Source organism: Massilia sp. BGA-UO-ETr-WB1 (assembly GCF_059567845.1).
On record NZ_JCAQOT010000021.1, the window covers coordinates 160,421 to 173,652 of the forward strand.

At 67.1% G+C, this 13,232-nt stretch carries 11 protein-coding genes and 2 tRNA genes; 11 read left to right on the forward strand and 2 right to left on the reverse strand.

Annotation, left to right across the window (positions count from 1 at the left end):
- Positions 1–55: 55 nt before the first annotated feature.
- Positions 56–700 carry a VTT domain-containing protein gene (locus AC56DV_RS05385; RefSeq protein ID WP_496313279.1) on the reverse strand — a complete coding sequence of 215 codons (645 nt, stop codon included), beginning with the start codon at positions 698–700 and terminating at the stop codon, positions 56–58.
- Positions 701–862: 162 nt separating this feature from the next.
- On the opposite strand from AC56DV_RS05385, the gene AC56DV_RS05390 reads away from it, so the two are divergent.
- The 10 genes from AC56DV_RS05390 (at position 863) to AC56DV_RS05435 (ending at position 12,033) form a co-directional block, all read left to right on the forward strand.
- The gene (locus AC56DV_RS05390) at positions 863–1,789 is read left to right on the forward strand and encodes a peptidylprolyl isomerase (RefSeq protein ID WP_496313280.1); all 927 of its coding nucleotides are present in this window, start codon (positions 863–865) and stop codon (positions 1,787–1,789) included.
- 82 nt (positions 1,790–1,871) lie between these two features.
- Entirely contained in the window at positions 1,872–3,866 is a 1,995-nt protein-coding gene (gene mutL / locus AC56DV_RS05395; RefSeq protein WP_496313281.1) for a DNA mismatch repair endonuclease MutL, read from the forward strand.
- 14 nt (positions 3,867–3,880) lie between these two features.
- Positions 3,881–4,870, forward strand: a complete 990-nt coding sequence (miaA, locus tag AC56DV_RS05400; RefSeq protein WP_496313282.1) for a tRNA (adenosine(37)-N6)-dimethylallyltransferase MiaA — start codon at positions 3,881–3,883, stop codon at positions 4,868–4,870.
- 51 nt (positions 4,871–4,921) lie between these two features.
- Positions 4,922–4,998, forward strand: a tRNA-Met gene (locus AC56DV_RS05405).
- Between the two features lie 7 nt (positions 4,999–5,005).
- Positions 5,006–5,082 (forward strand) — tRNA-Met (locus AC56DV_RS05410).
- Between the two features lie 144 nt (positions 5,083–5,226).
- Positions 5,227–6,435, forward strand: a complete 1,209-nt coding sequence (locus AC56DV_RS05415; RefSeq protein ID WP_496313283.1) for an efflux RND transporter periplasmic adaptor subunit — start codon at positions 5,227–5,229, stop codon at positions 6,433–6,435.
- Between the two features lie 2 nt (positions 6,436–6,437).
- Positions 6,438–9,614, forward strand: a complete 3,177-nt coding sequence (locus tag AC56DV_RS05420) for an efflux RND transporter permease subunit (protein ID WP_496313284.1) — start codon at positions 6,438–6,440, stop codon at positions 9,612–9,614.
- Between the two features lies 1 nt (position 9,615).
- Positions 9,616–11,061, forward strand: coding sequence for an efflux transporter outer membrane subunit (locus AC56DV_RS05425; protein WP_496313285.1), 1,446 nt, complete (start codon positions 9,616–9,618; stop codon positions 11,059–11,061).
- A 103-nt stretch (positions 11,062–11,164) separates the two neighbouring features.
- Complete coding sequence (locus tag AC56DV_RS05430) at positions 11,165–11,596, forward strand: Rrf2 family transcriptional regulator (RefSeq protein WP_496313286.1); 432 nt, start codon at positions 11,165–11,167, stop codon at positions 11,594–11,596.
- Positions 11,593–12,033: a MarR family winged helix-turn-helix transcriptional regulator gene (locus AC56DV_RS05435; RefSeq protein WP_496313287.1), complete on the forward strand. Its 441-nt coding sequence runs from the start codon at positions 11,593–11,595 to the stop codon at positions 12,031–12,033. The genes AC56DV_RS05430 and AC56DV_RS05435 overlap by 4 nt, the downstream gene beginning before the upstream one ends.
- Here the strand turns inward: AC56DV_RS05435 and cynS are convergent.
- Positions 12,018–12,488, reverse strand: coding sequence for a cyanase (cynS, locus tag AC56DV_RS05440; protein WP_496313288.1), 471 nt, complete (start codon positions 12,486–12,488; stop codon positions 12,018–12,020). The genes AC56DV_RS05435 and cynS overlap by 16 nt on opposite strands.
- A gap of 128 nt (positions 12,489–12,616) precedes the next feature.
- On the opposite strand from cynS, the gene AC56DV_RS05445 reads away from it, so the two are divergent.
- Positions 12,617–13,195, forward strand: coding sequence for an HD domain-containing protein (locus AC56DV_RS05445; RefSeq protein WP_496313289.1), 579 nt, complete (start codon positions 12,617–12,619; stop codon positions 13,193–13,195).
- Positions 13,196–13,232: the final 37 nt, after the last annotated feature.

Sequence of the window (13,232 nt, forward strand, 5' to 3'; positions counted from 1 at the left end):
GCAGGACGAAATCAGCCGCAGCATTGCGCTGCGGCTGTTGTTGCAATACCGGCGCTCAGCGGCCCAGCACGCGGCGGCCCAGCTTCCACGCGCCGCCCAGCATCAGCGGCACGATGGCCGCGCCCACGCCCACCATGACGATGGTGGTCAGGTGGTCGCGCACGATAGGCATGTTGCCAAACAGATATCCACCCACGGTCAGCGACACCACCCACGCCACGGCGCCGGTGACGTTGTAGAGCTGGAAGCGGCTGAAGGTCATGTCCGACACGCCCGCCACGAACGGCGCGAAGGTGCGCACCACGGGAATGAAGCGGGCCAGGATGATGGTCTTGCCGCCGTGCTTCTCGAAGAATTCATGGGTGCGGTGCAGCGCGTCCTTGTTCAGCCAGCGGTAGTCGTGGGTAAATACCCGTTGCCCGATGGCCTCGCCGATCCAGTAATTGACGGTGTTGCCGGTGACGGCCGCCGTGATCAGCAGCGCGATCAGGATCGGCAAGTTCATCTGGCCGGTGGCGCACAGCGCGCCGGCGATGAACAGCAAGGTGTCGCCGGGGAAGAAAAACAGCACGACCAGGCCTGTCTCGCTAAAGATGATGAAAAACAGCACCGCATAGATCCAGACGCCGTAGTGGGCGATCAAGGTGTCCAGGGCCTTGTCGACATGCACCAGCATGTCCAGTAATTGCATGAATTCCATAAAAATCCCAAAAAGGTAAGGCCGGTAGCGCCGGAATCATACACCACACTGAGCGGTGCAAGATCGTAGTCACGGTTTAATTTTGCCCATCTGCAGTATGGGGGCGCTTGCCGGTATTACAATTCCCGGACTCACAATCATGAGAAATCAGGAGACGAATAGATGCATGCGTACAACGTTGCAAAAATGGTGCTGGCGATCCCGGCGCTGGCTGTCCTGTTCAGCCCGGCCGCCCGCGCCGCCGGGCCGGCCAATCCGCCCAAGCCCACCGTGGCCGACGTGGTGAAAGCCTCCAAGCCGGCCGAATGGCGCCCGCTGGACCCGGAACACACGCTGTACATGGACCTGCCCACCGGCCGCGTGGTGATCGAACTGGCGCCCGCCTTCGCGCCGGCGCACGACGCCAACATCCGCGCCCTGGTGCGCGAGCACTACTTCGACGGCCTGGCCATGCTGCGTTCGCACGACAACTACGTGGCGCAATGGGGCGACCCGGACGAAAAAAACCCGCGCGCCCTCAAGACCGCGAAAGCCAAACTGCCGGGCGAATTCACGGTGCCGATGTCAAATGACAAACAGTTCACGCTGCTGCCCGACCGCGACGGCTACGCCGCCCAGGTTGGCCACTCGAACGGCTTCCCGTCCGCGCGTGACCCGAAAACCGGGCGCGCCTGGCTGGCGCACTGCTACGGCATGGTGGGCGTGGGCCGCGACGTGGACAGCGACAGCGCCAACGGCAGCTCGCTGTACGCGGTGACCGGCCACGCGCCGCGCCACCTGGACCGCAACATCACGGTGGTGGGCCGGGTGGTGTCCGGCATGCCGCTGCTGTCCTCGCTGCCGCGCGGCAGCGGCGCGCTCGGCTTCTACGAGAAGCCCGAGCAGCAGATGCCGATCAAGTCGGTGCGGCTGGCGGCCGACGTGCCCGAAGCCGAGCGCGTCAAGCTCGAAGTGATGCGCACCGACTCGGCCAGCTTCAAGGCCGTGGCCGAAGCCCAGCGCAACCGCGGCGGCCCATGGACCAAGGTGCCGGCCGGCTACATCGAGCTGTGCAACGTCACCATCCCCGTGCGCGAAGTTGGCAAATAAACAAAATGGGGGCAGGGTTAATTATTTTTGCAACTAAGCTTGCAGGCAATTGCCCGGCCCCGCCGTGTTTTATAATCGCAGGATGAACGCTCCCGCCCCACACCGTCCCATCCAGGCCCTGCCCGACCAGTTGATTTCCCAGATCGCCGCCGGCGAGGTGGTGGAAAGACCGTCGGCGGTGGTCAAGGAATTGCTGGAAAACGCGCTCGACGCGGGCTCCACCCAGATCACCGTGCGGCTGGAGGAAGGCGGCGTCAAGCGCATCGCCATCACCGACAACGGCCGTGGCATCGCGCCCGAGCAGATGCCGCTCGCGCTGGCGCGCCACGCCACCTCCAAGATCGCCTCGCTGGACGACCTGGAAAACGTCAACACGCTGGGCTTCCGGGGCGAGGCGCTGGCCTCCATCGCGTCGGTGGCCGCTGTCACGCTGACGTCGCGCACGGCCGACGCGGCCCATGCATGGGAAATCACCGGCTCGCACCTGGGCACCGTCACGCCCTCCTCCGGCGCGCCCGGCACCACCATCGACGTGCGCGACCTGTATTTCAATACGCCGGCGCGCCGCAAGTTCCTGAAATCCGAGCAGACCGAATTCGGCCACTGCGCCGACGTGGTGCGCCGCATTGCGCTGGCGCGGCCGGACGTGTCGTTCTCGCTGGCGCACAACGGCAAGACCGTGGACCACTGGATGGTGGGCGAAATGGCCAAGCGCAGCGCGCAGATCCTGGGCGAAAACTTCGCCACGGCGCGCCTGCCGATCGACGAGAACGCCGGCCCGCTGCGCATCCACGGCTACGCCGGCCTGCCCACCGCGTCCAAGGCGCGCGCCGACGGCCAGTTCTTCTACGTGAACGGCCGCTTCGTGCGCGACAAGGTGCTGATGCATGCGGTGCGCGCGGCCTACGAGGACGTGCTGCACGGCGACCGCTTCCCGTCCTACGTGCTGGCGCTGGACCTGGACCCGGCGCTGGTGGACGTGAACGTGCACCCGTCCAAGATCGAAGTGCGCTTCCGCGACAGCCGCGCGGTGCACCAGTTTGTCTTCCACGCGGTGCAGCGCGCGCTGGCGCAGACCTCGGCCACCTCGCACGGCAGCGTGCCCTCGCCGCTGCCTGCGGCGGACGGCCTGACCGCCACCACGCCGTGGCGCCCGCAGGAGCAGACCTCGTTCGGCTCCATCCTGAATCCCGACTACCAGCCGACCTTCTCGGCCTCGCCGTTCGGCCAGCCGCAGCGCCAGTTCGGCGATGCGGGCAACCACGGCGGCGTGGCCCAGAGCACGGAGCGCTACGGCGCCCTGTTCAGCGGCGGCAGCGCATTCGGCGCGCGCGCCAGCTACGGCGTTGACGGCGGCGATGGCGATGGCGCCGGCGGCGGCAGCGGCGCGGACGGCAGCGGCATGCCCGGCACGGGCTCCGGCTACGCCCTGCCCCAGGCCGCCCCCTACATCGCCTCCTCCGCCGCCATGGCCGCCGAGGAATTCCCGCTCGGCTTCGCGCTGGCGCAGCTGCACGGCATCTACATCATGGCGCAGAACAGCAAGGGCCTGGTGCTGGTGGACATGCACGCGGCGCACGAGCGCATCCTGTACGAGCAGCTGAAAAACGCACTGGACGCCCAGGTCTCCGGCCAGGACATGCAGGTGCAGCAGTTGCTGATCCCCGTCACCTTCTACGCGGACGCGGTGGAAGTGGGCACCGCGCAGGAGCACCAGGAAACCCTGCATTCGCTGGGCTTCGACATCGCCGCCCTGTCGCCCACCACGCTGGCGGTGCGCACCGTGCCGGCCCTGCTGAAGAACGCCGACGCGCAAACGCTGGCGCGCGACGTGCTGCGCGACGTGCGCGAATTCGGCGGCTCGCGCGTGCTGATCGAGCGCCGCAACGAGCTGCTCGGCACCCTGGCCTGCCACACCGCCGTGCGCGCCAACCGCATCCTGTCGGTGCAGGAAATGAACGCCCTGCTGCGCCAGATGGAAAGCACCGAGCGCGCCGACCAGTGCAACCACGGCCGCCCGACCTGGGTGCAAGTGGAAATCAACGCGCTGGACAAGCTGTTCCTGCGCGGCCAGTAATCGAAAAAAGCATCATGACGCAAGCAAAGAACAAGCCGCTGGCCGTGGCCATCATGGGCCCCACCGCCAGCGGCAAGACCGCCGCCGCGCTGGCCATCGCGCAGCAGATCCCGTCCGAAATCATCTCCGTCGATTCGGCGCTGGTGTACCGCGGCATGGACATCGGCACCGCCAAGCCCACGCGCGAAGAGCGCGCCGCCGCGCCGCACCACCTGATCGACATCATCGACCCGCTCGACTCCTACTCGGTGGCCCAGTTCCGCAACGACACGCTGCGCCTGGTGGACGAGATCGTCGCGCGCGGCAAGCTGCCGCTGCTGGTGGGCGGCACCATGCTGTACTTCAAAGGCCTGGCCGATGGCCTGGACGACCTGCCCGGCGCCGACCCGGCGCTGCGCGCCGCACTGGAAGAGGAAGCCGCGCGCGAGGGCTGGCCGGCCATGCACGCCCGCCTGGCGCAGCAGGACGCGGCCACCGCCGCCCGCCTTGCGCCCAACGACGCCCAGCGCATCCAGCGCGCCCTGGAGATCATCGCGCTGAGCGGCAAACCCATGTCCGAGCTGCTGGCCCTGCGCGAAAAAACCGAGCTGCCGTTCGAGCTGCTGTCGTTCGCGCTGGAGCCGTCCGACCGCGCCGTGCTGCACCAGCGCATCGCGCGGCGCTTCGACATCATGCTGCAGGAAACCGAAGACGGCGACCTGATCACCGAAGTGGAACAGCTGCGCCGCCGCGGCGACCTGCACCCGGGCCTGCCGTCCATGCGCTGCGTGGGCTACCGCCAGGCGTGGGAATACCTGGACGGCGCCATCGACTTCAAGACCATGCGCGAGACCGGCATCATCGCCACGCGCCAGCTCGCCAAGCGCCAGCTGACCTGGCTGCGCTCGATGCCGGAGCGCGTGGTGATCGACTGCCTGGCGCCGGACGCGGCCGGCACGATGCTGGCCGGGATCCGCAAAGTTATGCAATCAGCATCGAAAACAGCTCAGCAGCAAATTATTTAGGCGGTTTCCTTGACAGCCCCCGGCCCAAACCGCGATAATGCTGGCCGTTGCGGTGATATAGCTCAGTTGGTTAGAGCACAGCATTCATAATGCTGGGGTCGATGGTTCAAGTCCATCTATCACCACCAACCTTTCGGTGATATAGCTCAGTTGGTTAGAGCACAGCATTCATAATGCTGGGGTCGGTGGTTCAAGTCCACCTATCACCACCAGGATTCATCAAGAAAGCCCTGCCCCGGAAACGGCGCAGGGCTTTTTTGTTGACTTCTTAAATGCGACGATTATAATCACATTCAATTGAAGTGTGCATATGCACACTTTGTCCCGGGATTGTTCTCAACATTAAGGAAATCACCATGCCCCTCCGACCCATCATTGCCCTGCTGGCCAGCGCCGGGCTGGCAGCATCCGTGCTCAGCGGCTGCGGCGACGCCAACAGCAAGCCGGCCGCCGCTGGCGGCGCCGCCGGCCAGGGCGCGCCCATCACCGCCGCCGTGGTGCTGGAAAAACAGGTGACCGAAACGCAGGAATTCTCGGGCCGCCTGGAAGCCATCGAACGCGTGCAGATCCGCTCGCGCGTGGGCGGCTACATCACGGCGGTAAACTTCCAGCCGGGCGGCAAGGTGAAAAAGGGCCAGGTGCTGTTCGTGATCGACACCCGCCCCTTCCAGGCCGAAGCCGAGCGCGCCGACGCCGCCGCGCACGCGGCCAAGGCCAAGGCCGAACTGGCGCGCCTGGAACTGTCGCGCGCGGAGAAGCTGCTGGCCGATAAAGCCATCGCCCAGCGCGAATACGACGAACGCGCCTCCAGCCTGAAGGAACTGGACGCCAACGCGCGCGCCGCGCTGGCGCAGGCGGAAACGGCCAGGCTCAATCTCGGCTACACCCAGGTGACCGCGCCTATCGACGGCCGCGTGAGCAAGGCCGAAATCACGGTGGGCAACCTGATCGATCCGTCCGCCGTGCTGACCTCCGTGGTCTCGGACGACAGGATCTACGCCAGCTTCGACGGCGACGAATCCACCTACCTGAACGTGGGCGCGCGGGCGCACGGCGGACAGCCGGTGAAAGTGCGCATCGGCCTGGCCAGCGAAGCCGGCTTCCCGCACGAGGGCAAGCTGGAATTCGTCGACAACCAGCTCGACACCCGCACCGGCGCGGTGCGCATGCGCGCCGTGTTCGCCAACAGCGGCAACCTGCTGGTGCCCGGCCTGTTCGCCAGGGTGCAGCTGGAGACCAATAACAGCGCGCAGGCGCGCGCCGCCGCGCTGCTGATCAGCGAGCAGTCCATCGGCACGGACCAGAGCCGCAAATTCGTCTACGTGGTCACGCCGGACAGCAAGGCCGAATACCGCCAGGTGATGCTGGGGCAGACCGTGGACGGCTTGCGCATCGTGCGCTCCGGCCTGAAGGCGGGCGAGAAGATCGTCGTCAACGGCTTGCAGCGCGTGCGCCCCGGCGCGCCGCTGTCGCCGCAGCTGGTGGAAATGGATGGCGGCCAGGCCGGCGCCAAAGTGGCCGCGCTGTCCGCCCCGGCCGCATCGGCTGCGGCCAAGGGGAACTGATCATGAACTTCTCGCGCTTCTTCGTGGACAAGCCGATTTTCGCGGCGGTGCTGTCCATCATCGTGTTCGTGGCAGGCCTGATCTCGATCTTCCAGCTGCCCATCTCCGAATACCCCAACGTGGTGCCGCCTTCGGTGGTGGTGACCGCACAGTACCCCGGCGCCAATCCCAAGGTGATCGCCGAAACGGTGGCCGCACCGCTGGAGGAGCAGATCAACGGCGTGGAGCACATGATCTACATGTCCTCGCAAAACACGTCGGATGGCGCGCTCAAGCTGACCGTCACTTTCAAGATCGGCACCAATATCCAGCAGGCGGAAACCGAAGTGCAGAACCGGGTCCAGCGTGCGCTGCCGCGCCTGCCGGAAGAGGTGCGCCAGATCGGCGTGACCACGGTGAAGACCTCGCCCAACCTGACCATGGTGGTGCACCTGGTGTCGCCCGAGGGCAGCTACGACGAACTGTACCTGCGCAACTACGCGGTGCTGAACGTGAAGGACCAGCTGGCGCGCATTTCCGGCATGGGCCAGGTGAACATCCTGGGCTCGGGCGACTACGCCATGCGCATCTGGCTCGACCCTCAGAAGGTCGCCGCCCGCAACATGACGGCCACCGACGTCGCCAACGCCATCCGCGAACAGAACGTGCAGGTGGCCGCCGGCGTGGTGGGCGCCTCGCCCAGCAAGGACAGCGAGTTCCAGCTGACGCTGAACACGCAGGGCCGCCTGAAGACCGAGGAGGACTTCGGCAACATCATCGTGCGCACCAACGAAAACGGCGCGCTGACCCGCCTGCGCGATGTGGCCCGCGTGGAACTGGGCTCCGGTTCCTACGCGCTGCGCGCGCTGCTCGACAACAAGCCGGCGGTGGCGCTGGCCATTTTCGCATCGCCCGGCGCCAACGACCTGCAGCTGTCGGCCGACGTGCGCGCCAAGATGGAAGAGCTGAGCAAGGCCTTTCCGCAAGGCGTGAAGTACAGCGTTGCGTACGACCCGACCCAGTTCGTGCGCGAATCCATCAAGGCCGTGATCCATACCCTGCTGGAAGCGATTGCGCTGGTGGTGCTGGTGGTGATCGTGTTCCTGCAAACCTGGCGCGCCTCCATCATCCCGCTGCTGGCGGTGCCGGTATCGGTGGTGGGCACCTTCGCCGTGATGCTCGGCTTCGGCTTCTCCATCAACACGCTGACGCTGTTCGGACTGGTGCTGGCCATCGGCATCGTGGTGGACGACGCCATCGTGGTGGTGGAAAACGTGGAGCGCAATATCGCCAACGGCCTCACGCCGCGCGCGGCCACGGTGCAGGCCATGAAGGAAGTGAGCGGGCCGATTATCGCCATCGCCCTGGTGCTGTGCGCGGTGTTCGTGCCGATCGCCTTCGTGCCCGGCCTCACCGGCCAGTTCTACCGCCAGTTCGCGCTCACCATCGCCATCTCGACGGTGATCTCGGCATTCAGCTCGCTGACCCTGGCCCCTGCCCTGGCGGCCGCGCTGCTGCGCCCGCACGATGCGCCGAAGGACGCCGTCACCCGCGTGATGGACAAGCTGTTCGGCCGCTTCTTCAGCTGGTTCAACGGTTTCTTCGGCCGCTCCTCGCACAAGTATGAAACGGGCGTGAAAGGCGTGCTGGCGCGTAAATCGGCATCGATCGGTTTCTACCTGGTGCTGGTGGCGCTGGCCGCCGTGATGTTCAAGGTGGTGCCGGCCGGCTTCGTGCCGTCGCAGGACAAGGGCTACCTGGTCGGCTTCGCGCAGCTGCCGGACGCCGCCTCGCTGAACCGCACCGAGTCCGTCATCCGCCGCACCGCCGACATCGCGCTGGGCGTGCCCGGCGCGCGCAACACCGTGGCCTTCCCCGGCCTGTCCGTCAACGACCTGACCAACGCGCCCAACTCCGGCATCGTGTTCGTGGGCGAACTGGCGCCCGACCAGCGCAACAGCAAGGAAACCAGCGCCCCCGGCATCGCAGCGGAGATCAACAAACGGGTGGGCTCGATCCAGGACGCGTTCGTGATGGTGTTTCCGCCGCCTCCGGTGAATGGCCTTGGCACCATCGGCGGTTTCAAGATGATGGTGGAAGACCGCGGCAACCTTGGCTACGACGCGCTGTACGAAGCGACGCAGAAGCTGGTGGAAAAGGCGCGCGCAGCGCCGGAGCTGTCCGGCGTGTTCTCCGGGTACCAGATCAATGTACCGCAGCTGTACGCGGACATCGACCGCGACAAGGCCAAGCAGCTGGGCGTGCCGCTGGCGACCATCTATCAAACGCTGCAGATCAATCTCGGTTCGCTGTACGTGAACGACTTCAACCAGTTCGGCCGCACCTACCAGGTGCGCGTACAGGCGGACGCGCAGTTCCGCTCGCGCGTGGAAGACGTGGCGCAGCTGAAGGTGCGCAGCGACAAGGGCGAGATGATTCCGCTGTCCTCGCTGATGCGCATCACCGACAGCTACGGCCCGGACCGGGTGCAGCGCTTCAACGCCTATGCGGCGGCGGACGTGAACGCCGGCCCGGCGCCGGGCTATTCGTCCGGCCAGGCGCAGGCGGCGCTGGAACGCATTGCGCAGGAGGTGCTGCCGCAGGGCGTGGCGTATGAATGGACCGAGCTGACTTACCAGAACATCCTGGCCGGGAATACGCTGGTGTATGTGTTCCCGCTGTGCGTGCTGCTGGTGTTCCTGGTGCTGGCCGCGCAGTACGAAAGCTGGACGCTGCCGCTGGCGGTGATCCTGATTGTACCGATGTCCATCATGAGCGCGCTGATCGGCGTGAAGCTGACCGGCGGCGACAACAACATCTTCACGCAGATTGCGCTGTTCGTGCTGGTGGGGCTGGCGTCCAAGAACGCGATCCTGATCGTGGAGTTCGCGCGCGAACTGGAACACCATGGACGCACCGTGCTGCAAGCGGCGCTGGAAGCGTGCCGCCTGCGCCTGCGCCCTATCCTGATGACGTCGATCGCCTTCATCATGGGCGTGGTGCCTTTGGTGTTCTCGCACGGCGCCGGCGCGGAGATGCGCCATGCGATGGGTGTTGCGGTGTTCGCCGGCATGCTGGGCGTAACCCTGTTCGGCCTGTTCCTCACGCCGCTGTTCTACGTGCTGCTGCGCACCCTGGCCAAGCGGCTGGAGAACCAGCGCGCCGCCGATGCGGCGGCACCCGCTTTGGAAGGAAAATGATATGAAAAGCGTGATCTCAAAGGGAGCCGCACCGCTGCTGGCGGCCCTGCTGCTGACGGCGTGTGCCGCACCAGTATTCAAACAGCCGGAAATCGCCGTGCCAACGGCATTCAAGGAGGCCGCAGCGCCAGTGCTGACCGCCGCCGACGGCACGCGGTGGCAACCCGCCCGCGCCGCCGAGCAGCAGCCGCGCGGCGAGTGGTGGCTGGCCTTCAACGATCCGGCGCTGACGGCGCTGATCGCCGAGGCCACGCGCAACAACGCCAGCCTGGCCGGCGCCACGGCGCGCGTGAAGCAGGCGCGCGCCATCGCCGGCATCGCCGAGGCGGACCGCGTGCCGCAGGTGGGCGTGAACCTGGGCGCGCAGCGCGCCCTGTCCTCGCCCGCGCAGGCCGGCCTGCCGGCGGGCACGCCAATGTCGCCGCACACCAGCTACACCGCCAGGCTGACGGCCAGCTACGAGGTGGACCTGTTCGGCCGCGTGTCCTCCAATGTGGCGGCGGCGCGCAACGACACCGCCACGGCGGAAGCCACTTACCGCTCCGTGCTGCTGGCCCTGCAGGCGGACGTGGCGCAGACCTACTTCCGCCTGCGCGCCACCGACGCCGAACTGGACACGCTGGCGCGCACCGTGCAGACCCGCGAGGAAAACGTGAAGGTCAACCAGCGCCGCTTCGACCTGGGCGACATCGGCGAATTCGACCTGGCGCGCGCCAAGACCGAGCTGTCGTCCGCGCGCGCCGACGCCATCGGCCTGCAACGCCAGCGCGCCACCACCGAGCATGCGCTGGCGGTCCTGCTGGGCAAACCGGCGGCCGACTTCACGGCTGGCGCCAGCCCGCTGCTGGACGCGGCGCTGCTGCCGGCGATCCCGGCCGGGCTGCCGTCCGCGCTGCTGGAGCGGCGGCCGGACATCGCCGCCGCGCAGCGCGCCATGGAGGCGTCCAACGCGCGCATCGGCGTGGCGCGCGCGGCCATGTTCCCGGCGCTGAACATCGGCGCATCGGGCGGCGGCGTGGGCGGCGCGTTCGCGGACGTGTTCAAGGTGAGCAGCCGTTCCTGGCTGCTGGGCGCCCTGCTGTCGGCGCCGCTGATCGACGGCGGCCGCAACAAGGCCAACGTGGCGCGCAGCGAGGCGGTGCTGGACGAGTCGGTGGCGGCCTACCGGCAAAGCGTGCTGGTGGCGTTCGCCGAGGTGGAGGACAGCCTGGCGGGCCTGCGCATCCTGGCAGGCCAGGCCGGGCAGATCGAGGACGCCGTGGTGTCCGCGCGGCGCTCTGCCGAGCTGGCGCAGAAGCTGTACGACGCCGGCCGCTCCAGCTACCTGGAGCTACTGGACGCGCAGCGCAACCTGGCGGCGGTGGAGCGCACGGCGGTGCAGCTGCGCGGCAGCCGCGCCGTCACCACCGTGGCGCTGATCCGGGCGCTGGGCGGCGGCTGGGGTTGATGCGCAGGCATGGCGGGTTAGCGCCAAAGGCGCGTAACCCGCCATGCTCCGCCGCGCCGTGTAAGGTACACTTGCCGCTGGAAGTCAGGCTGAAAGCTCTACCATGTCACAGAAGAACGTACAATTTACCGTCGCCGCCCACGTGGCCGCCGTGCTGGGCTACCACTACGGCGAGGACGTCACCTCCGCAAAACTGGCCGGCAGCGTCAATGCCGAGCCGACCTTCGTGCGGCGCTCGATCGCCAAGCTGGTCAAGGCCGGCATCGTCAGCACTACGCGCGGCAAGCACGGCGCCTGCACGCTGGCGCGCCCGCCGCAGGACATCTCTCTGCTCGACATTTACCGCGCCAGCGAAGCCCCGGCCACGTTCTCCATCCACGGCTACGACGTGCAGCCGCTGTGCCCGATCAGCGATCATATCAAGGACAGCATGGGCGAAGTGCTGGACGACGCCCAAGCCGGTTTCGAAGCGCGCCTGGCTGCGCGCTCCCTGGCCGCCCTGGTGGCCGGCATCCAGCAAAAGGCCCAGCCATGAGCAGCCATCCCGCCGACCTCGAAACGCCGCAGTGCCACTGCTTCGCGCTGCGCCAGGCTGCGCGCTACGTCACCGCGCTGTACGACCGCCACATGGCGCCGTCCGGCCTGGCCACGTCCCAATACAGCCTGCTGGCCGTCATCCGCGCCTATCCCGGCATCGGCATGCAGCAGCTGTCCGAACGCATGGTGATGGACAGGACCAGCCTGGTGCGCGCCATCAAGCCGCTGACGCGCGACGGCCTGGTGCAGCAGGCGCCCGACCCGGAAAACAGCCGCAAGCTGGTGTTCTCGCTCACCGCCGCCGGCCAGGCCAAATACGAGGAAGCCCACGTCTACTGGGCGCAGGCGCAGGCCGAGTACGAAGCCGGCGTGGGCGCCCAGCGCGCCTCCTCCATGCGCGCCGAACTGCGTTCGCTCACTCAGAACGGTTTATAGGGCAGGAACTTGCCGTCCAGCGTGACGATGGCGCGCGAGCCGCCCTCCGGGTCGTCCACCTTCTGGATATCCAGCTTGAAGTTGATGGCGCTGATGATGCCGTCGCCGAACTGCTCGTGCACCAGGGCCTTCAGCGTGGTGCCGTAAACCTGCACTATTTCATAGAAGCGGTAGATGGTGGGGTCGGTCGGCACGCCGCCCGGAATGCTGCCGCGCAGCGGGATGGTTTGCAGCAGCGCCGCCGCCTCCGCGCCCAGGCCCAGCCGCTCCGCCACCGCGAAGGCGGCCTCCTTCGGCAGCGCGTGCTGGCCCAGCAGGGCCGCTGTCACATAGGGCACGCTCAGGCCGGTCCCTTCGGCCAGCTGTGCCCACGTCAAATCCTTCATGGCCTTGGCGGTGACGATCCGGGCGCTCAGCGCCATGTGCGCGTCCTGGGTGTGGGTCGATTGCAGCATGGTGATTCCTTTCAAGGGTGAGGTGTCGGGATGCCGGTCCCTCTCAAGATGCAACTACCGTGCCCACGCTTTCGCACCGGTTTGCACCAAATTGCGGCAAAAAAAGCGGCTGCTGGTACAGTAGCGGCATGGACAAATCCGAACTGACCGGCTGCATCGCCTTCCTGCAGGAGGCCGAGCGGCTCAAGAACGTGCTGCGCACCGCGCATACCTCCGAAGGCCGGCGCGAGAGCACGGCTGAACACAGCTGGCGCCTGGCGCTGTTCGCCATGCTGCTGGAAGACGAACTGCCCGGGCTGGACTTCGCGCGCATCCTCAAGATGTGCGTGATCCACGACCTGGGCGAGGCGATCCACGGCGACATCCCCGCCATCGCGCAGACGCCCGGCATGCCGGACAAGTCGGCGCGCGAGCGGGAGGACTTGCAGACGCTGGCCGCCCCGCTGCCGGAACGGCTGCGCGCGCAGTTGCTGTCGCTGTGGGACGAGTACGACGGCGCCGCCTCGCCCGAGGCGCGCATCGTGAAGGGCCTGGACAAGCTGGAGACCATGATCCAGCACAACCAGGGCATGAACCCGGCCGATTTCGATTACGCTTTCAACCTGGGCTACGGCACCCAGCACACGGCGCGCCACCCGCTGCTGGCGGCGATGCGCGAGATGGTGGACGAGGTGACGCGCGAGCGCGCCGGCCAACCCCGGGCGTAAATCTTGCTAGTCATACCAGGACTACGCTACCTGGGAC

Excerpts from the sequence above, each read along its gene's own strand:
- AC56DV_RS05385 (WP_496313279.1), bottom strand. The coding sequence starts at position 700 with ATGGAATTCATGCAATTACTGGACATGCTGGTGCATGTCGACAAGGCC.
- AC56DV_RS05390 (WP_496313280.1), top strand. The coding sequence starts at position 863 with ATGCATGCGTACAACGTTGCAAAAATGGTGCTGGCGATCCCGGCGCTG.
- mutL (WP_496313281.1), top strand. The coding sequence starts at position 1,872 with ATGAACGCTCCCGCCCCACACCGTCCCATCCAGGCCCTGCCCGACCAG.
- miaA (WP_496313282.1), top strand. The coding sequence starts at position 3,881 with ATGACGCAAGCAAAGAACAAGCCGCTGGCCGTGGCCATCATGGGCCCC.
- AC56DV_RS05415 (WP_496313283.1), top strand. The coding sequence starts at position 5,227 with ATGCCCCTCCGACCCATCATTGCCCTGCTGGCCAGCGCCGGGCTGGCA.
- AC56DV_RS05420 (WP_496313284.1), top strand. The coding sequence starts at position 6,438 with ATGAACTTCTCGCGCTTCTTCGTGGACAAGCCGATTTTCGCGGCGGTG.
- AC56DV_RS05425 (WP_496313285.1), top strand. The coding sequence starts at position 9,616 with ATGAAAAGCGTGATCTCAAAGGGAGCCGCACCGCTGCTGGCGGCCCTG.
- AC56DV_RS05430 (WP_496313286.1), top strand. The coding sequence starts at position 11,165 with ATGTCACAGAAGAACGTACAATTTACCGTCGCCGCCCACGTGGCCGCC.
- AC56DV_RS05435 (WP_496313287.1), top strand. The coding sequence starts at position 11,593 with ATGAGCAGCCATCCCGCCGACCTCGAAACGCCGCAGTGCCACTGCTTC.
- cynS (WP_496313288.1), bottom strand. The coding sequence starts at position 12,488 with ATGCTGCAATCGACCCACACCCAGGACGCGCACATGGCGCTGAGCGCC.
- AC56DV_RS05445 (WP_496313289.1), top strand. The coding sequence starts at position 12,617 with ATGGACAAATCCGAACTGACCGGCTGCATCGCCTTCCTGCAGGAGGCC.